This is a genomic window from Dermatophilus congolensis, from assembly GCF_900187045.1.
GTDB classification, from domain to species: domain Bacteria; phylum Actinomycetota; class Actinomycetes; order Actinomycetales; family Dermatophilaceae; genus Dermatophilus; species Dermatophilus congolensis.
Window position 1 is genome coordinate 2,422,158 of sequence record NZ_LT906453.1, and the last position, 18,137, is coordinate 2,440,294.

Here is an 18,137-nt window from a genome sequence, read left to right on the forward strand (position 1 = left end):
GCCAGGTCACTTACCAGAGCGCAGCAGCTCAGCTAAAGCCTTCCCCGCCTGCCCATGCCCCTGCGCGTTGGGATGCAACGGGCCATATTGAGTGAACGGATCATTCACCCACGGATCCTGACTGCACACACCGTGGAAAGCACCTGCTGATTCGAACCCTAAAGCGGTATTCATATCGACATATCCGATCGTCACACCATTGTGAGACAACGCTGTCTGCGCCTTTTCTGCTGACTTTTGGATGCCGGTGTTCAGTTCCGTGATGGTCTCTCGCACACGTTTCATCGACTCGGGGGGCATGCCATTGCAGCTGCCAGCTGTGGCGTACAAGCCAGGTATTTTGTTCCAGCGTTGCGCCAGTGAGCTGTGGTTCGGGTCAGTGATGATCTGTGGGTACCCCATGATGAGGATCCGCCCTCCAGGCTTGACGAACCGCGCTAGCGCAGAAAGCAGCGGCTCCACCTCTCCCTGGTCAGGGTTAGGTGACCACAGCGGCACCTGCCCAGCAGGTAGAGGTACCGATGCGTTGCCTTGAGTGAGGGTGTCGAGAATCTTTGTGGCTTGTTCGGGTGGAACATCGCAGCTTCCCCAGCCTGGTGAATCCCAATCCAGGGCTTCGCCTTGGACATTTTTAGTGTCCATGCATAGTTCGCCCAGTGCCCCCAAGGCAGCGTTGTTCGCGCCGAAAGTCATGGTTATCAGATCGAATCGGTTACCGCTGGCGGCAATAGCATCGAGTTCTTTAACCAGTGCAGAGTTGCGAGTAGGGGTGCCTGGTTCGATGGGCGTGTTGATTTTCACACCGAGCTGGCGGTACGCCTCCGCGAGTTGGATCGCCCAGTCATCGGTGGTTGCGCCGGCGCAGGCGGTGAAGGCTTGCCGGTAGCTGATGCCTGAAGACGCCAGTTGTTTTTGGGCGATGACTGGCATTGCTGCCTCGTTGCTTGTAGCTCCGTCGGCGCGGCCACACTGCGCTCCCCACGCCGAAGGGGTGGGGCTGACGCTGGTGATGCCGTAGCCGCTGCTGATGCTGTCGCCAAGGGCAGCCCAGGTGGGTTCACCGTTAGTGGGTTTTGCTGAGGCGGTTGGCGCGGCGGTAAGGCAGGTCAGAAGGGCTGCGCTGATCAGCGCAGCAGCGGCGGTGCGGCGTGTGTGTCGGGGCATTACTTCTCTCCCGTGCGAGCTGTGGTGTCAAGGCGAGCGCGTAGGAGGGCCAGGGCGTTGTGTGCTGCTTGGGGTGATGGTGGGTTTCCTGCAGCGCAACGGCTGAGGTAGGTGCCGATGTGGGTGCGGGCGGCAAGGGTGAGGGAGCGCAGGTCGGGGTCGTTGAGGGTGACTGCGGCGGTGAGGAGTTCTTGTGGTGTTGCTGCCTTATCGATGAGTTCGGCGGCGTCGTGGCATTGGTTGGCTTGAGGTGGGTTGGGGGTGATGAGGGCGCGTTGTGCTGCGTCGGCGAAGGCGGTGATGGTGTGGCGTGCTTTGGTGTTTTTTTCGTTGCTGTTGGCTGGCGGTGGGGGTAATTGAGCGATAGTGCTGGCTGCGGCGGAGCTGATGGCGCTGGGCAGTGGTGGGACGGGGCCTGCCTCGTGAGGGGCGGCGCAGGCGGTGGTGAGCAGGAGCGCGGCTGCAGCGATGGCCAGTGGTGTTTTGCTCCGGTGGGGCCTGGCGTGTGGGGTCATGGGGTTGTCACCGTTCCTCGTCGTGGTCGAGGTGGTGTGCACCGAGTCTCGACGGGTGTGGTGTTCTGACGCTACTGGTTTTTGGGTGTCCCACTGCTGCGGTGTTCCACGCAACGGTCGCCAGATTCGGTTGTGGCGCTGACTACATGTGAGGTGGGCGCGTTGTGCTAGGGCGCTCTAGGCAGATCAGATCGGATCGAGCGTGCCCTTCCCCACGAGAGAGTCAGCCTTGTCCTGGCATTAGCTGTCCGGTGAGGTGGTCGCGGGCGCATTCGACCATGAGTTTGACGCCTGTGGCGAGGGTGTCGTCGTCGGCGTAGAAGCGGGGGTTGTGGTTGGGTACGCCGCCGCGGCCGTCTTCGGGGATGTATAGCTCGCCGTCTTCGGTGAATGCTGTGTCTTGCACGCCGAGGCCGATGTAGAGGCCGCCGAACGCTTTGACGAACTCGGAGACGTCGTCGTATCCGAGGGTTGGGGGCGCGGGGATGACGTTGGCGCTGCCGACAACGCGTTCGATCGTGGGTCGGGCTGCTGCCACCCACTCGGGCGTGTTCGTCACCGCTGGCACATCCTGCAGGTACTCCACGTTGACCTGGCAGTTGTTGGCCTTCGCTGCGCCTTCGGCGAGAGTGCGCACCCGTTCCTGTACGTCGCTCATTGTGGCTTCACGGTGTGAGCGGATTGTGCCCCACAACGTCACCCGCTGACCGATGATGTTGAACCGCCCTACGTCTTCGATGTGTCCGATGGAGACGGTGAAGGGGTCGAATGCGTCGACTTGGCGGTAGATCTGCCCGATGCCGGTGAGGATGGCACCGACCGCGGGCATCGGGTCGATTCCTGCCCATGGCGTCGAGCCGTGTACTTGTTCTCCGGTGAGGGTGATTTTCACCAGGCATGATGCGCCGAACTGGTTGCCTTCACGCATAGCCACGACGCCCTTGGGGAAGGGCTGCACGTGCATCCCGAACGCCATCGTCGGCGAGTACTGCTCGAAGATGCCGGACTCGAGCATGCTGCGAGCGCCGCCCTCCTCATCGACGGGCGGGCCTTCTTCGGCTGGTTGGAAGACGAATAGGACGCGGCCGGGCAGTTCGTCGCGGTGCTTGGCCAGAACTGATGCTGCGCCCATGAGCATTGCGGTGTGGCAGTCGTGTCCGCAGGCGTGGGAGACGGGGAATGGTCCGCCTGGGTAGTGCTCGTCGATGACGGTGGAGGCGAAATCTACACCGGATTCGTCGGGAACGGGTAGCGCGTCGATGTCAGCTCGCAGCAGGATGGTGCGCTGCCCTTTCTGGGCACCGTTCAGCACTCCAATCACGCCGTGGCCAGCGACGTCGGTGTGAATCTCGTCCAGGTTCAGGGTGGTGAGATGGTCGACGATGTACTTGGCTGTGTTTACTTCACGGTTTGATAATTCGGGGTTGGCGTGAACGTGGTGGCGCCACTTGATGACGTCACCCGCGATGGCGTCGACTGCTGCGCTCAGGTCCGACGGTGTCTTCATGACTCTCCTTGGGGGCAAGTTCAGCCGTGAGCATGGCTGGTGCGGAACGGTTTGAGGCCGTAAGACTGAGACGGAGCGGAGGCTCCCACGTGTGTCACATGGGCAACGACGTCGATCGTTCTATCAGCATGTCACCATGCTGTTTCGATTATGGCTAGAGAGGTAGGACACATGGAGGCGGGGTGTTATTGGCCTAGTTTTGCTTGGGGGTGGGGTGAGTTGTGGTTCCGGCTGCCCAGGTGCGGTAGCCGCCGTCGAGGTTGCGGACGTGGTATCCGGCAGCTGTGAGGATGCGGCTTGCGATGTGGCCGCGGATTCCGACGGCGCAGTGAACGATGACGTTGTTTTGGGGGATTTCGGTGAGGCGTTCGCGGAGTTCGTCGAGGGGGACGTTGATTGCGCCGGGGATTGCTCCGGCGGTGAATTCGGTGGGGGTGCGAACGTCGATGAGTGTGGCGCCATCATGTTGGGCAGTGGCTAGTTCGTGCCATTGAATGGTTTTTTCGACGCCGGTGGCCCGATTTTCTGCGATGAATCCGAGCATGTTGATGGGGTCTTTTGCTGATCCGAATTGTGGCGCGTAGGCCAGTTCTAGTTCGGCGAGGTCGCAGGCGTGTAGTCCGGCTTGCATGGCTGTGGCGATGATGTCGATGCGTTTGTCTGCGCCGTCTTTTCCGATGGCTTGTGCACCGAGGATGGTGTCGGTGTGTGGGTCGATGAGGAGTTTGAGGGCGAGTGAGTTTGCTCCTGGGTAGTAGTTGGCGTGTGTGGTGGGGTGTGTGTGGATTGCTCGGTATTGCCGTCCGGCTGCGATGAGGCGTTTTTCGTTCCAGCCAACGGTTGCGACTTGCAGGCCGAGGATGCCGACGATGGCGGTGCCGAGTACTGGCCGGTTGGGGACGTCACGTCCGGTGATGGTGTCGGCGATGCGGCGTCCTTGGAGGTTGGCGGTATTGGCCAGTGGTATGAGGGTGTCCGTGCCGGTGATGGCGTCTTTCTTTTGTGCGGCGTCGCCGGCGGCGTAGATGGATGGGTCGCTGGTTCGGTAGTGGTCATCGACGATGATGCCTCCGTGTTCGCCGAGTTGTAGTCCGGCTTGTGCTGCGAGGTGTGATTCGGGCCGGACGCCGATGGCGGTGATGACGAGGTCGGCGGTGAGTTGTTCGCCGTTGTGGAGTTCGACGTGGTTTTCGCTGATGGCGGTCACTGTGGTGGATAGGCGTAGCGTGATTCCGGCATCGGTGATTGTTTGGTGTACTTGGGCCACCATTTCTTTGTCGATGGGTGGCATGACTTGGGGTGATGCTTCGATGAGGGTGACTTTGAGTCCGCGGTGGAGGAGGTTTTCTGCCATTTCGACTCCGATGAAGCCGCCTCCGATGACGATGGCGGTTTGTGCTTTGGCGGCTGCGTCGATGATGGCGTCGGTGTCTTCGATGTTGCGTAGCGTTTTTGCTCGTTCGATTCCGGGGATGGGTGGGCGGATTGGGGTTGCCCCGGGTGCGAGGACGAGTGCGTCGTAGGGCAGGTCTGTTTCGTTGCCTGTGGTGAGGTCGCGGATGTGCAGTGTTTTGGCATCGCGGTTAATGGCGGTGGCTTCGGTGCGTGTGCGTACGTTGATGTTGAATCTGGTGGTGAGGGTTTGGGGGGTTTGTAGTAGCAGTGCCGTGCGTTCCTCGATGATGCCGCCTACGTGGTAGGGCAGGCCGCAGTTGGCGAAGGATACGTGGTTGCTTTTTTCGATGACGGTGATGGTGGCTGTTTCTTCGAGTCGGCGCAGACGGGCGGCTGTAGACATTCCGGCGGCGACGCCGCCCACGATGACGATATCCATACTAGAAAGTATACCCCCCGGGGTATATCTTAGGGGTGTCGCTTAGGACACATCCCCCTCTCCTTAACCACATCAAGCGCATTGACATACTTACCGAGGAGTAGCGCATGTGCCGATCTGTCACCTGTAAAACCTGCGGAAAAACCACATGGGCTGGTTGCGGTCAACACATTGAAGCTGTGAAGCACACTGTCCCTGCTGACCAATGGTGCAACGGCCACCCCCCTACCAGCACTAGCAGCAGTCTTATTGCGCGTCTTTTAGGGCGGTGACTGGTCAGGTCAGCGCGAGGGCCGCGGGGTATCTACATTCGATACCCATTGGGGTACTTTGCAGTGGTACCGGTGTCATTTCTGTTGCATCTGTAAGGGGCTGTTTTGATCCTCGAACCTGCTGAATTGGACCCTGCTCTTAAGCGCCTGCGTCGGGCTCATGGTCAGCTCGCTGCGGTGATCCGCATGATTGAGGAGGGGCGAGACTGCAAAGACATCGTGACTCAGTTGTCTGCATGCAGTAGTGCTCTTGACCGGGCCGGGTTCACCATCATCACCACTGGGCTTCAGAAATGCATGAGCCAAGAAAACCCTGATCGTGAAGCTGATTTCGCCGCCTTGGAGAAGCTTTTCCTCTCCCTAGCCTGACCGCTTCCGGCGCATCTACCCCTGTTGTTTTTGAAGAGCTGGCCGTAAAACACGGAGCACTCTGATCCTCATCTCCCCTCCCTTGCGCCAGCGAGCCTTGCTTCGGCCGTGACGCGGTTCTATCGGAGAGTGATAGATGACCCAACGGCGCGTCCAATGAACCACCCAACCGAGGAGATTCCTTCCAGGTTTACGGTTGGCTGCCTTGGGTGCAGTGAGTTCACGTCAAGTACAGACAGGGAGGGGCTTTCCCCTTCGGGCCAATCAACAACAAATACCTTGTCTTCCCTGATGGTGATGTTGGATGATGCGTTGACTTCTTTAATTAACGGGTGACTGAAAGAGGTTTTTCCTGTAAGTGGATCAGTTTTCCCCAGTCGGCCGTCGCATTCAGGACGGATAATTCCTTCAGTAGTCCACGCGGCACCTTTTCCACCTAAGCCCTTACCTAGGTACAAATTCCCTTGCATATCTTTAATCGATATATAGGCCGCTTTGACGTTTTCAAGTTCGATTATTACCGCTCCCTGTTCCTGCCGTTTTCCGCCTTTTTCAGATCGACTGGCGGCAACGGCAGCCCTGTTGTTTCGACAAACGAGTTCTCCAGGTTCAACATTAACCCCGTTCTGCAGTCGCAGGGGAGTTTTTCTGGGGGCTTCGTTGTCTACTCGAGAGATGCGAGTGATTTGATACGGAATCCCCCCAGGGTTCCCGTTGGCTGTAGACGTCACTAGAACCATCTCATCTGAGCAGATACCAGCGGCCCATACCATCGCTTTGAGATTGATCTGCGAAATGATTTTTCCGCTGCCATCTATTTCAAGAATTAAATGTCTGTATGACTCCAGGTCGCCTTTGGCTCCGAGATCTAGAAGTACTGTGCCCCCTCCCCCGCGTCGTTCCCAAAGTCCCACGGGTCGAGCTGAAGGGACAGGGTAGGGGATCTGTTTCTTCTGCCCTTTTGTCCAGCTGAATAGCGCCTCATCGCTAGCAGCCCATACAGTTTTTCCTGAGGTAGCTATGGGTGGCGATACGCCTTTATTCATGTCGATTGAGTCGACCAGCGCTCCAGTGTCGTCAAGCAGTTGAAGCTGCGTTCTCCTTTTGCCTTCATCTATTGGCGAGGTGACTGTTGTTATTCCCACTGTTGCTGGCTTAGGTCCTCCTGTTTGGGCGACACCGCAACCAGACAGTATCAATGCCAGTCCACACGATTGAATGAGCACATTAGGTGTCAGCGGTCTCTTAATTTCGTACCGCCTCATTAGTTTTTCCTTAGAAAGATGGCTATGCAGCCGCGGAAGGTTTTCCCTAATGTTCGTAGGGTAACCGCCATCTCCTCTATCTGCGTCTAAGGCGACAGGTGATTAGATCAGGGCTGTGTTATTTCGGCGATGAATGCGGGTACGCGGTCTTTGGGGCGTCCGATGATTGCCCGGTTAGCGGCAATGAGGACAGGTCGTTGCATGAGGGCGGGGTGCTTGGCGATGAGGGCAGCGACTTTTTGGGCGGTGTCGATGTCGTTGTCACTTAGACCGAGCTGGGTGAAGGTGTTGTCGCGGCGGATGAGGTCGGCGGGTGCGTCTTCGAGTTTGCTGAGGAGGTCTAGGGTTTGCTGCTTGTTGAGTGGGGTGTCGAGATAGCGGACGATGTCGTGTTTGATGCCGGCGTTTTCTAGTTCTGCCAGTGCGGGGCGGGATGTGGAGCAGCGGGGGTTGTGCAGGATCGTGTTTTCCATAGTCACGTCTTTACCTTGTTGTTGTTGATTGGTTCAAGGATCTGGCCTGTCAGGGGCTGTGGTGTGCCTTTGAGGTTTCCGGCTTTGTGGCCTCTGTGGTGAGCTCGCGGTTTTGTGCCTGATAGATGCCGTTTAGGCAGTGGCCCAGTTCAGGGCAACCAGGGCTGCAGTGGCGAGGGTGTAGATCCAGGGCTGGAGACGTAGGGCGTGGTTGATTCTGCGCGCACTGGGGGTGCCGTCATCGAAGTGGTCTTTGTTAGTGAGGGGGTTGATGACTGGGTCAGCTACTGCTGTGCGATTGCGCAGTTCGAGTGTGATTTGCGTGACGAGCATCGCCACGGTGAGGACGGCAGCAATAGCGATCGGGATATCGAACGCGGGGTTGTTGAGGATGACCATGAGGGCAGCAATACCGGCAAAGAAGCCGCTGAGAACGAGGGTGGCAAGTATGGGGTGCTCGATGATGATGCGTAGAGGTTGAGTTAGGGCTGCGGTGGCGAGGATGAGGAGCGCCAGGAGGGAAAACCCGGTCAGATGCCCCCATGTGACGATTACATCGCTGTTGAGTTTTGCTGCGCGCGCGGTTTCTGGCCCTATAGCTACGGCAAGGATGCCGCACGCCATGGGTGCAATGATAGGCATCCAGCTTCTGAGGGTGTTTGTGTCCATTTGGTCAGGGCGAAATCGCAATTCCCGGGCGTAGGTGCGGGGGTCTCCGAAGGCGTCGGTGAGGCTTTCTGCGGATTCTGTGGCATATGAGGTGGCAGTTGCTAGGGCGTCGCCGATGGCTGTGCCATTGACGCCATGAAGTCGCAGTTCGGTGACGAAGTCATCGATCCATTGTTTGTCTGCATCGGTGGTGCTCATGTGGCCTCCTTGTTGATGAAGCGGGTTGTATGTTGGGCGAATTCGGCCCATTTGGTGGCTTCTTGCTGGAAGCGGGATTCGCCATCGGGGGTGAGGCGGAAGTATTTGCGGCCGGGACCGTTGTCGCCTTGGCGCCATTCGCTGGTGATGTCGCCTGAGGCTTCGAGGCGACTGAGGAGGGGATAAAGGGTGCCGCCTTTGACGTCACCGAATCCGGCTTCTGCCAGGGCGGTGGAGATTGCGTACCCGTAGGTGGGGCCTTCGAGAAGGGTTCTTCGCACCGCTAGTGACAGCAGTCCGCGGAGCCATTCGCTCGGCCAGGGTTGATCGGCCATATCTAGATAGTATGACTACCTAGTAGGTCTGTCTATCTAGAGCGGCTTAGTCGCTCCTTGCAGCACCTCAAAGGGAGCCGAATGTGTGTTGTGTGGTTTCGCTGCCCTTTGAGGTTGTCTGAGTCGTTTTCAAAGGGCAGCGGTGGTTTAGCGGCTAGTGGGGGCGTCGAGGAAGATTTGCTGAATGAGTTCGGTGGTCCAGGCGAGGATTTCTTTGTTTTTGAGGGGCGTTCCTCCGATGGGTGCAGTCATGGGGCGTCGGACGAGGATTTGTCGGACGGCTGCTTTGATGGTGGTGCCTTTGTACATGCGGGTGAGGCGGAGTTGTTGGCTGTCTTTGAGGTCGACGGGGCCGAATCGGATCATGTTGCCTTGGATGCCGATGTCGCTGATTCCGGCGCGTTTGGCGACGGTGCGGAGTTTGGCGACTTCGATGAGGTTTGCGACGGGTTCGGGGTAGGGGCCGTAGCGGTCAACAATTTCTTCGATGAGTGCCGTGAGTTCGATGTCGTCGGTGACGGCGGCGAGGCGTTTGTAGGCTTCGAGGCGTAGGCGTTCTTCGGCGACGTAGTTGTGGGGTATGTGGGCGTCGACGGGTAGTTCGATTTTGACTTCGCGGGGGGCTTCGTCCATTTCGCCGGTTTTGAATTCGGCAACTGCTTCTCCGACGAGTCTGACGTAGAGGTCAAATCCGACGCCGTCGATATGTCCGGCTTGTTCACCGCCGAGGAGGTTTCCTGCTCCTCGCATTTCGAGGTCTTTCATGGCTACTTGCATGCCGGCGCCGAGGTCGGTGTTTGCGGCGATGGTGGCGAGTCGGTCGTGGGCGGTTTCGGTGAGGGGTTTGCCGGTGGGGTACATGAAGTAGGCGTAGGCGCGTTCGCGGCCTCGTCCGACGCGTCCGCGGAGTTGGTGGAGTTGGGAGAGCCCGAAGTTGTCGGCGCGGTCGAGGATGAGTGTGTTGGCGTTGGAGATGTCGAGTCCGGTTTCGACGATGGTGGTGCAGACGAGGACGTCGAATTCTTTTTCCCAGAAGTCGACGACGACTTTTTCTAGTCGTGCTTCGCCCATTTGGCCGTGGGCGGTTTCGACTCTGGCTTCGGGGACGAGTTCGCGGATGTGGGCTGCGACTTTTTCGATGTCAGAGACTCTGTTGTGGACGTAGAAGACTTGGCCTTCGCGCAGGAGTTCGCGGCGGATAGCTGCGGCGACTTGTTTGTCGTTGTAGGGGCCGACGAAGGTGAGCACGGGGTGGCGTTCTTCGGGTGGGGTTGCGAGGGTGCTCATTTCGCGGATTCCGGTGACGGCCATTTCGAGGGTGCGTGGGATGGGGGTGGCGGACATGGCTAGGACGTCGACGTTGGTGCGCATGGCTTTGAGTTGTTCTTTGTGTTCGACGCCGAAGCGTTGTTCTTCGTCGATGATGACGAGGCCGAGGTCTTTGAAGCGCACGGTGGAGGAGAGGAGTCGGTGAGTTCCGATGACGAGGTCGACTTTTCCGTCGGCGAGTCCGGCGATGGTTTCGTCGGACTCTTTTTTGTTTTGGAATCGGGAAAGTGCTTTGACGTTGACGGGGAATTGGGCGTAGCGCTCGGTGAAGGTTTGGAAGTGTTGTTGGACTAGGAGGGTGGTGGGTACGAGGACGGCGACTTGTTTGCCGTCCTGGATGGCTTTGAAGGCGGCGCGGACTGCGATTTCGGTTTTTCCGTAGCCGACGTCGCCGGAGATGAGACGGTCCATGGGGATTTCTTTTTCCATGTCGTCTTTGACTTCGTCGATGCTGGAGAGTTGGTCGGGGGTTTCGACGTAGGCGAAGGCGTCTTCGAGTTCGCGTTGCCAGGGGGTGTCTGGGCCGAAGGCGTGGCCTTTGGTTGCCATGCGGGCGCTGTAGAGACGGACGAGTTCTCCGGCGATTTGTTTGACGTGCTTTTTGGCGCGGGTTTTGGTTTTGCTCCAGTCTGAGCCGCCGAGTTTGTTGAGGTTGGGTGCGTCGTTGCCGACATAGGCGGTCACTTGGTCGAGTTGGTCGGTGGGTACGAAGAGGCGGTCTGCGGGGCCGCCGCGTTTGCTGGGTGCGTATTCGATGAGGAGGTATTCGCGGGTTGCGCCTTGGACGGTGCGTTGGGTCATTTCAATGAATCGTCCGACGCCGTGTTGTTCGTGGACGACGTGGTCGCCGGGTTTAAGGGAGAGGGGGTCGACTTGGCGGCGGCGTCGGGAGGGCATTTTGCGCATGTCTTTGGTGGTGCCGCCGGTGGCGCGGCGCCCTTTGCCGCTGATGAGGTCTGTTTCGCTGATGAGGACGATGCCGGCGCTGGGTGCAGTGAAGCCTTCGGTGATGTCTGCTTTGGTGACGTGGACTAGGCCGGTGCGGTTGTCGGTTCCGGAGGCGTCGATGTGGACGGGGATGTCTGCGTTGGTGAGGACTTCGGAGAGTCGTTCGGCTAGGCCTTTGCCTGCGGTGGTGACGACGATGAGTTTGTTTTCGTGGGTCCAGGTGGCGAGGTCTGTTGTGGCTTTGGGTATGTCGCCGTGGTAGTCGGGGGTTTCGTGGGTGTCAGTGCGTAGGTAGGTGGTGTTGGCGTCGTCGCCAAAGTTGTCTTCGACGGTAGTGGCGGTGTCGGGGTCGTTGGTGAAGGAGGTGAGGGTCCACCAGGGGATGTTGGCGTGCTGTGCGGCGGTGCGGGTGTGGGCTAGGGAGTGGTAGCTGGCTTGGTCGAGTATGCCGCGCAGGTCGATGGGGGCGTTGCCGCCGCCTGATGCTGATGACCAGCTGGCGTCGAGGAATTCTTCGCTGGTGGCGACGAGGTCATGGGCGCGGGTGCGGATTTTTTCGGGGTCGAGCAGGAGGATGTGGGCTCCGCCGACGCGGTGGAGGACATCGAGGAAGGTTTCCATGCCGTCAACGAGGGCGGGGGTGAGGGATTCCATGCCTTCGACGCCGATGCCTTCGGCGATTTTTTCGACCATGTCGGTGATGCCGGGGAGTTTGTTGGCTAGGTCTAGGGCGCGTTGTTTGACGGTGTCGGTCAGGAGGAGTTCGCGGCAGGGCGGTGCCCATAGGTGGGCGGGGACCATGCCTGCTTTGATGGCGGCGGGGCGGGCTGCGTCACTGACGGCGGGGAAGCTGCGTTGGTCGGCGACTTTGAAGTAGCGCAAGTCTTCGATTTCGTCGCCGAAGAATTCGATGCGGATGGGGTGTTGTTCGGTGGGTGGGAAGACGTCGAGAACGCCTCCGCGAACGGCGAATTCGCCGCGTCGTTCAACGAGGTCAGTGCGGGTGTAGGCGGCGGCGGTAAGGGCGTCGACGACGTCGGTGAGGGGGCGTCCTTCTCCCCAGTGGAGGTAGACGGGGGCGAGGTTGGCCAGGCCGGTAGCGATGGGTTGCAGGAGGGATCGGATGGGGACGATGACGATGTCGATAGGGCCGTGGGGACCGTCGGGGTCGGGGTTTTCGAGGCGGCGCAGTACGGAGAGTCGGGTGCCTACGGTGTCGCTTCGGGGGCTGAGTCGTTCGTGGGGAAGGGTTTCCCAGCTGGGGAATTGGGTGATGGATGCGTTGGGCAGGTAGGCATGGAGGGCGTCGTTGAGGTCGTTGGCGGCGCGGGTGGTGGCGGTGACGGCTACGAGTGGGCCAGTGCGTTCAGGGGCGTGGGCGAGGGCCGCCAGGAGGGCGGGGCGTGCACCGGGGGCGATGGTGATATCGACGAAGGGTTCGCCTTGGGTGAAGGCTTCGAGTGCTTGGGTGACTCCTCGGTCTCGGCGGAGGTGGTCTACGACGGCGGTGAGGGTCATGTGTGGAGCTCCATCGCGGTGGTGTGGTGGCGTGGGGGCGGTTTGTGTTGTCTTCAACGATAGGTCGCTTGGGTGTGGGGTTCGAGGTGGTGGCTTGTGTTGGGCAGACTGTAGGGGGGGTGGGGTGTTGTGGGGCTGGTTTGTGTGGCTGTGGCCTTATTCCCCATTTGGTGTATTTACGCTTTTGCTTGTGTGTCAGAGCTACCCGTAAGTAGCGTGTTTTTCCAGCCACCCACACTCACGTGTTACCGACTTTCCAGTGGATACAGTTGAAGGGACAACGGAACGCGATCCGTTGCTTTTGGGGGGAATTACATGGGGTTCATGCGGGAAGATGCGTCTGTACTGGTACGCCACACTGAGACGGAAGTTTCGGTGGCATTATCCAACTATGCCCGCGAATTCACTGCAGGCGGCTCGGTTTTAGTGCGCCCTATCGAAGCATACGAGGGCCTGGAACGCGTGATGGATTGCCTGCGCGAGCAGTCTCGAAACCCCCTTTTTGTCACAGATTTATCTTCTCATCAGCAGCGCTTAGATTCGGTGGTGGGGTCAACCGGTGAGGGCGAGCAGGCATTACCACCGTTGGAGTCTTTGGTGGCCTTCCACACCTCCGGTTCGACGGGGTCGCCCTCATGCGTGGTGTACAAGAAGGAAACGCTTATTGAGCACGCCCGCGTGATTGCTTCTTCTTTGGATTTGAGTGATTCGCAGATTTATGTGGCGTTGCCTCCCCCACGGTTCGCTTATGGCCTGTCGATTGTTGATTCACATTTGGTCTCTGGCGTTCCTGTGACATTCGCGGATGCGGTGTGGGGGCTTCCTGGCCTGAGCGCGGCGGTAACGCAAGCCGATGCTGAGGTACCGGATCAGGTGCGGGATATCGCGATTTATGCGTTGCCGCAGCACATGCCGTTGTTACTTTCAGCGGATGTGGATCCGCAGCGTGTAACGCGAATTTTCGTTGCTGGCGGTCGTATTTCGGCAACAAGCGTGGCTCGTCTTGCAGAGCGTTTTCCGCGGTTGCGGCTGACCAATATGTATGGGCAGGCCGAGATGGGGCCACGGATTTCTGTATGGGATGGCGACCCTGCTGATTTTATTGAGGGCATGGTGGGCTCGGCGTTGCCGGGTGTGAGCATGCGCGTGGCTTTTAAAGAGCACGAGGATGCTGACGAGGTAGGGCGGTTGGTGGTCGCGAGCAAGTTCGCGATGGATAGGGTCCTGCGAGCGCCGTATACCTCGGTGGCTGCTGGTCCTGGTGCTGAGGAGGTAGTGACCTCGGATGTGGCGGTGGTGGCTGCGGATGGGTCGGTGCGGCATGCGGGGCGGGCTGATTCAGTTTTGAATGTGGCGGGGACGAAGGTGGATCTTCGGCGGGTGTCTGAGATTGTCGCTGCGGCGGCGCAGCCGCTGGTTCTGAAAATTCGTAGCAGGCCTGGCACGGTTTCGGGGGACGACATTCCTGTCGTCGAGATTGTTCCTGGTCCTGAGACTCCTGAGCGGGCGGGTCCGATCCGTCGCGCTCTTCATTCCGAATTCGGCAAGCTTGCGGGCTTGTTCGATATCAGGTTCGTCCGCGAACTGACGCTCAAGGAGAGTGGCAAGTGAGTTCCAATCTGCAGGATCGCCTCGACTGGATCGTGGGGCAGCTCGGTGAGATGAGTAAAAAGGGTGCCCTGGTGCAGCTGTCTGGTGGAGTGGATTCCAGCACAGTGCTGCATTTGGCTGCGCGGGCTTTGGGCGCGGATCGGGTGAAGGCGTTGTATCTGCCGGATCGCGCAACGGGTCCAGAGACGAAGCGGTATGTGCAGGAGGCTGCGCAGAGCGCGGGGGTGGAGCTTATTGAGCGTTCTATCGCTGAGACGATTGAGGCGCAGTTCAGCCAGGATGAAGTTGCGGACATTATCCGCAAGTATGAGCCGGATTATGACCCGCAGACGCAGGCGTATGCGGTGAATGCCTCGCCGACAATGGCGCGTCGTTTGGGTGCTTTGGTTTACCAGGTGGTGATTGGTCCGCGTAATGGTAAGGCGGAGAAGACGCTGCGGATGAGCGCGGATGATTTGCGCGCGATCATTGCCTACCAGAACCGCAAGCAGCGTACTCGTATGTTGTTTGCGTATGCGGAGGCTGAGCGGCTCAACTATGCGGTTGTTGGTGCCAGTAATGGCGATGAGCTGCGTAGTGGTTTTGTGGTCAAGTACGGGGACGATGCTGCCGATATTTGCGCGATTGGTGACTGCGCGAAGGAAGAGGTGTACGAGCTTGCGCGTGAGTTGGGTGTGCCGCAGTCAATTATTGACCGCACTCCCACGACGGATACGTACGCGTTGGAGCAGTCTCAGGAGGATTACTACTACGCGCTGCCGGCTGGGGTTTTAACAGCTGTTGTGACCATGTCTGATGCGGATTTGGCAGATGATGCGTCGTTGCAGCCGTTGGTAGATGAGTTGCCGGGATGGTCAGTGGCTTCACTGCGTCAGGCTGCTGTGGGACTGCGCGCTTCGTTGCGTTACCTGCAGATTCGTAGTCGGGTGTGGGATCACTCCTGATCGTCTGAGTTTTCCCTAGGGCTGGATTCTGGCTCTGGGTTTTTGATCGATGTTTTCGTGGTTTGTGTAAAAGAAAGTGATTGATTGATGAGTGAGAAGAAGCCCTGGAGCGAGGTCGAGGCCGACCTCATGGACAACGTTTTTTATGCACATGATGAGCAGGCTGTTCGTGACTCGAGTGATCTTGCTGAAGATGGTTTGCTCGATTCGTTGTCCATTGTGGTGATTTTGGAGACGTTCGCGGATGCGGGCGTGGATGAAGAGGCTCTTGAGCAAGCGCAGGCCACGGACTTCCGCAACTTGGAGGTCATGAAGGCTGCTTACGAGCGGCTCTGACGTATGTGCGGTTTTGCATTGGCCGTCCGCGACGCGGCTGCTGAAGTGGTTCCGAGCCCTGGTGTAGATGCGGCATTGTCGCGCCGGGGCCCGGACACGACAGCTCGTCACGTCGAGGGCGGCCTGGCTGCTGTGAGTACGCGTTTGATCCACTGGGAGGAGGGCGCATCGCAGCAGCCGTTGCTCACTGAAGACGGCGGGATGGCTGTTTTTAATGGTGAGTTGTTTAACTTGTCTGAGTTGCAGGATGTGCTTGGGCTGCCTGGTGCCAGTGAGATCGAAGTGCTGCTGGCGGGGGTTCGAGCTGAGGGTCCGGAGTTTGCTCGGCGTATTGATGGCCAGTTCGCGGCCGTGGTGCGTGTGGGGGCTGATGCTCCGGTGTTGGCGTTGCGTGACCGGTTTGGGATTTCGCCGTTGTATGTGATGCGGCGGGATGGTGCGACATATTTGGCGTCTGCATTGGAGGCGTTGTCAGAGATTTCTGGCGGCTTTTCCGGTGGTGTGGATGGCTTGGATGTGTCGGGTGTTGCTTCGATTCTTCATGATTGGGCGCCGACGCATGGTCGTACTCCGTTCGCTGGTGTTGATCAGGTGATGCCGGGGCAGGTTGTGCAGTTGCAGGGTGATGCGCCTGTGCGTCGGTGGATGTGGGCTGATCATCGGGCGGCACCTGTGCCTTCGGCGCGTATCGGGGCAGCGCATGAGGCGGTGACTGCGCAGGGGCAGGAGCTTGATGCTTCGCCTTTGTCTGAGGCTGATCTTGCTGAATTTGAGCAGTTGATGCGGGATTCGGTGGCTGCTCGGATGAGGTCTACGAGTGAGATCGTGGCGCTTATTTCCGGTGGTATTGATTCCACGATCATTGCCACGCTTGCTCATGATGAGGGTGCGCGTACTGGGTTGGCTTTGTTCCTGGAGGGCGATGAGATTGTGCGCGGCCGCCAGGTCGAGGTTGCCGAGGCTATTGGCTATGACCTGGTTCATCACATGCTGCGTCCTCGTGCTGCGGTGACGTTGCTTGAGGAGTATGTACGTACTCGTCGGGTTCCGTTGGTGCGAATGGGCCCGATAGGCATGATGAGTTTGGCGCGCCGGGCGGCGAGTGAGGGTATCCGTGGGGTGCTTTCTGGTGAGGGTGCTGATGAGTTGTTTGGAGGTTACGACTCTTATCGCATCTTGGCTGCTCGGGCGGGTGCTTTTGGTGATCCGAAGCGTTTGCCGTGGGATGAGTTTGGTGAGCCTGAGTTTGGTGGCGATCGTGGTCCGCGATGGGCGAGGTCGTATTGGCGTGCAGTGATCGCGTTGTCGAGCAGTGCTGGTAGTCGTCGCGCGGACATTATGAAGCCGGTAGCGGAGTTGTTTGGCCCGCAGTTGCGGACGGCTTTTGATGCTGCTGCCGTGCTGCCGGAGGGCTTTGGGTTAGAGGACCGTCGTCAGGTTGATTTGCGGGATTTGCTTGGCTCGTATCTTTTGACTGTCCAGGGTGACCATGCCTGGATGGAGGAGGGCGTGGAGCTTCGCCCTGCGTATTTGGCGACGCCGGTTGCGCGGTATGCGTTGCGTCGGGATCCGGCTTCGTTTGTGTCGATCCGGGATGGGAAGGTGCCGGTTCGGTCTTTGTTGCGCCGCCTTGCGGCCCAGCGCCCTGCGATAGCTGGGTTGGGTTTCCCGAAGTCTGCTTTCCGAGTGGATGCCTCGTTTGTGTTGCGTGACAGTGAGGCGACTGCGCATATGCGTCGTTTGGTGACGCAGTGTCCGGATGCGTTGATTAATACCGATGGGGTGATTGATCGGTTTGATCGTGCGGTGGGTGCTGGCACGTGTTCGGAGTCGGAGTCGATGGTGTTTTTGTTGGCTGCGAGTTTAGGTGTGTTGGCCGCGGATTGAACGCGGTGTACGTAAAAGGTGTGGCCTTTCCCGTTTTATGGGAAAGGCCACACCTTTTACGAGTGAGAGTGTGCTCAGTGCTCGTCGTAGTGGTCGCCGTGCTCGGCGTGCTTGTGACCGTCGTGAAGGTAGTCCACGTGGTCCTCGTGCTTGACGGCTTCGTGGCCGCAGTCTTCACCGTGCTTGTGCTCGGCGATGGTGTGGTGGATCTTGTGCTCGTCGGTCATGGCTGTCTCCTGGTGGGGGTGATCACTCTTCTTGGACGTGCTCGAGCGCGTCGGCGAGGACATGCCCGATATGTTCATCACTCACGGAATAGATCACCTCGCGCCCTTCTCGCGCGGCTGTGACGAGACCGGCTTCTCGTAGAGTGCGCAGGTGCTGTGAGGCCATCGGCTGGGACAGGTCTACTGCCTCGGTGATTTCCCCAACGGAGCGGGGTTTTTCCAGGAGAACGACCATGATGTGGAGTCTTGCCTGGTGACCGAGTGCTTTGAACAAGTCCGCGGCACGATCGATGTGCTTCATTCCGTGTTGCCTTTCCAGCCTGACACACATATTTAAATATTGCAATGCATCTATCCGTTGCTATCGCTTCCGTCCTGACGCGACCTAGTCCGTCATCGATGCACGAACACAAAGCCTGCATAGACTCACCAAAGCGTCCACGTAAAGGAAACTTCTTACCCAGCAGAGGCATTCAGGGTTTCGTATCCGCCCACAAGCCGACCCGTCAAAATTGTGAACTGCGTCTCACAAGCACCGAATCACTGTGACACCTGAAATACATGCCATGCGTCCACACCAATCCAGTCCCACGCAGCAGAGCCATGCCCTCATCAGAACATGCACGCCTCACGAAACAGGAGCACAATAGCCAGCTGCCCAAATACCACTGAGCAACCGGAATAGATCGCCGAATACCGATCACCGCACCGTGACCACAACCGACGACATACAGGA

General features: G+C 58.8%; 16 protein-coding genes. 5 read left to right on the forward strand and 11 right to left on the reverse strand.

What is annotated here, in order from left to right; genetic code table 11:
- Window positions 1-6: 6 nt before the first annotated feature.
- From CKV89_RS10545 to CKV89_RS10560, 4 genes are all read right to left on the reverse strand, one after another.
- Window positions 7-1,164, reverse strand: coding sequence for an SGNH/GDSL hydrolase family protein (locus tag CKV89_RS10545; protein WP_028326634.1), 1,158 nt, complete (start codon window positions 1,162-1,164; stop codon window positions 7-9).
- A complete protein-coding gene (locus tag CKV89_RS10550; protein WP_028326635.1) occupies window positions 1,164-1,679 on the reverse strand; it encodes a hypothetical protein in 516 nt (171 codons plus the stop codon). The genes CKV89_RS10545 and CKV89_RS10550 overlap by 1 nt, the downstream gene beginning before the upstream one ends.
- A gap of 223 nt (window positions 1,680-1,902) precedes the next feature.
- Window positions 1,903-3,186: a M20 metallopeptidase family protein gene (locus tag CKV89_RS10555; protein ID WP_028326636.1), complete on the reverse strand. Its 1,284-nt coding sequence runs from the start codon at window positions 3,184-3,186 to the stop codon at window positions 1,903-1,905.
- A gap of 193 nt (window positions 3,187-3,379) precedes the next feature.
- Window positions 3,380-5,020 carry an FAD-dependent oxidoreductase gene (locus tag CKV89_RS10560; protein WP_028326637.1) on the reverse strand — a complete coding sequence of 547 codons (1,641 nt, stop codon included), beginning with the start codon at window positions 5,018-5,020 and terminating at the stop codon, window positions 3,380-3,382.
- Window positions 5,021-5,397: 377 nt separating this feature from the next.
- On the opposite strand from CKV89_RS10560, the gene CKV89_RS10565 reads away from it, so the two are divergent.
- A complete protein-coding gene (locus CKV89_RS10565) occupies window positions 5,398-5,661 on the forward strand; it encodes a metal-sensitive transcriptional regulator (RefSeq protein ID WP_028326638.1) in 264 nt (87 codons plus the stop codon).
- 119 nt (window positions 5,662-5,780) lie between these two features.
- Here the strand turns inward: CKV89_RS10565 and CKV89_RS10570 are convergent, their stop codons facing one another.
- The 5 genes from CKV89_RS10570 to mfd form a co-directional block, all read right to left on the reverse strand.
- On the reverse strand, window positions 5,781-6,926 hold the full coding sequence (locus CKV89_RS10570) for a hypothetical protein (RefSeq protein ID WP_154657576.1): 1,146 nt from the start codon (window positions 6,924-6,926) through the stop codon (window positions 5,781-5,783).
- A gap of 107 nt (window positions 6,927-7,033) precedes the next feature.
- The gene (locus CKV89_RS10575; protein ID WP_034400430.1) at window positions 7,034-7,399 is read right to left on the reverse strand and encodes an ArsC/Spx/MgsR family protein; all 366 of its coding nucleotides are present in this window, start codon (window positions 7,397-7,399) and stop codon (window positions 7,034-7,036) included.
- A gap of 132 nt (window positions 7,400-7,531) precedes the next feature.
- Window positions 7,532-8,266, reverse strand: a complete 735-nt coding sequence (locus CKV89_RS10580) for a hypothetical protein (RefSeq protein WP_028326641.1) — start codon at window positions 8,264-8,266, stop codon at window positions 7,532-7,534.
- Window positions 8,263-8,601 carry a PadR family transcriptional regulator gene (locus CKV89_RS10585; protein ID WP_028326642.1) on the reverse strand — a complete coding sequence of 113 codons (339 nt, stop codon included), beginning with the start codon at window positions 8,599-8,601 and terminating at the stop codon, window positions 8,263-8,265. The genes CKV89_RS10580 and CKV89_RS10585 overlap by 4 nt, the downstream gene beginning before the upstream one ends.
- A gap of 147 nt (window positions 8,602-8,748) precedes the next feature.
- Complete coding sequence (mfd, locus tag CKV89_RS10590; RefSeq protein WP_028326643.1) at window positions 8,749-12,396, reverse strand: transcription-repair coupling factor; 3,648 nt, start codon at window positions 12,394-12,396, stop codon at window positions 8,749-8,751.
- A 375-nt stretch (window positions 12,397-12,771) separates the two neighbouring features.
- Between mfd and CKV89_RS10595 the strand changes: the two genes are divergently transcribed.
- From CKV89_RS10595 to CKV89_RS10610, 4 genes are all read left to right on the forward strand, one after another.
- A complete protein-coding gene (locus tag CKV89_RS10595) occupies window positions 12,772-14,007 on the forward strand; it encodes an AMP-binding protein (protein ID WP_161626184.1) in 1,236 nt (411 codons plus the stop codon).
- Complete coding sequence (gene nadE / locus CKV89_RS10600; RefSeq protein WP_028326645.1) at window positions 14,004-14,951, forward strand: NAD(+) synthase; 948 nt, start codon at window positions 14,004-14,006, stop codon at window positions 14,949-14,951. Before CKV89_RS10595 ends, nadE begins: the two co-directional genes overlap by 4 nt.
- A gap of 87 nt (window positions 14,952-15,038) precedes the next feature.
- Window positions 15,039-15,287, forward strand: a complete 249-nt coding sequence (locus tag CKV89_RS10605) for a hypothetical protein (protein WP_034400432.1) — start codon at window positions 15,039-15,041, stop codon at window positions 15,285-15,287.
- Between the two features lie 18 nt (window positions 15,288-15,305).
- A complete protein-coding gene (locus CKV89_RS10610) occupies window positions 15,306-17,174 on the forward strand; it encodes an asparagine synthase-related protein (protein WP_161626185.1) in 1,869 nt (622 codons plus the stop codon).
- A gap of 74 nt (window positions 17,175-17,248) precedes the next feature.
- On the opposite strand, the gene CKV89_RS10615 is transcribed toward CKV89_RS10610, so the two are convergent.
- Together CKV89_RS10615 and CKV89_RS10620 are read right to left on the reverse strand one after the other, a co-directional pair.
- Window positions 17,249-17,401 carry a hypothetical protein gene (locus CKV89_RS10615; protein WP_034400433.1) on the reverse strand — a complete coding sequence of 51 codons (153 nt, stop codon included), beginning with the start codon at window positions 17,399-17,401 and terminating at the stop codon, window positions 17,249-17,251.
- 22 nt (window positions 17,402-17,423) lie between these two features.
- Window positions 17,424-17,702 (reverse strand): ArsR/SmtB family transcription factor, encoded by a 279-nt coding sequence (locus CKV89_RS10620; protein ID WP_034400434.1) that lies wholly within the window; start codon window positions 17,700-17,702, stop codon window positions 17,424-17,426.
- Between the last annotated feature and the right edge of the window lie 435 nt (window positions 17,703-18,137).

Coding starts and splice junctions, on each gene's coding strand:
- CKV89_RS10545 (WP_028326634.1), bottom strand. CDS start 1,164: ATGCCCCGACACACACGCCGCACCGCCGCTGCTGCGCTGATCAGCGCA.
- CKV89_RS10550 (WP_028326635.1), bottom strand. CDS start 1,679: ATGACCCCACACGCCAGGCCCCACCGGAGCAAAACACCACTGGCCATC.
- CKV89_RS10555 (WP_028326636.1), bottom strand. CDS start 3,186: ATGAAGACACCGTCGGACCTGAGCGCAGCAGTCGACGCCATCGCGGGT.
- CKV89_RS10560 (WP_028326637.1), bottom strand. CDS start 5,020: ATGGATATCGTCATCGTGGGCGGCGTCGCCGCCGGAATGTCTACAGCC.
- CKV89_RS10570 (WP_154657576.1), bottom strand. CDS start 6,926: ATGAGGCGGTACGAAATTAAGAGACCGCTGACACCTAATGTGCTCATT.
- CKV89_RS10575 (WP_034400430.1), bottom strand. CDS start 7,399: ATGGAAAACACGATCCTGCACAACCCCCGCTGCTCCACATCCCGCCCC.
- CKV89_RS10580 (WP_028326641.1), bottom strand. CDS start 8,266: ATGAGCACCACCGATGCAGACAAACAATGGATCGATGACTTCGTCACC.
- CKV89_RS10585 (WP_028326642.1), bottom strand. CDS start 8,601: ATGGCCGATCAACCCTGGCCGAGCGAATGGCTCCGCGGACTGCTGTCA.
- mfd (WP_028326643.1), bottom strand. CDS start 12,396: ATGACCCTCACCGCCGTCGTAGACCACCTCCGCCGAGACCGAGGAGTC.
- CKV89_RS10605 (WP_034400432.1), top strand. CDS start 15,039: ATGAGTGAGAAGAAGCCCTGGAGCGAGGTCGAGGCCGACCTCATGGAC.
- CKV89_RS10615 (WP_034400433.1), bottom strand. CDS start 17,401: ATGACCGACGAGCACAAGATCCACCACACCATCGCCGAGCACAAGCAC.
- CKV89_RS10620 (WP_034400434.1), bottom strand. CDS start 17,702: ATGAAGCACATCGATCGTGCCGCGGACTTGTTCAAAGCACTCGGTCAC.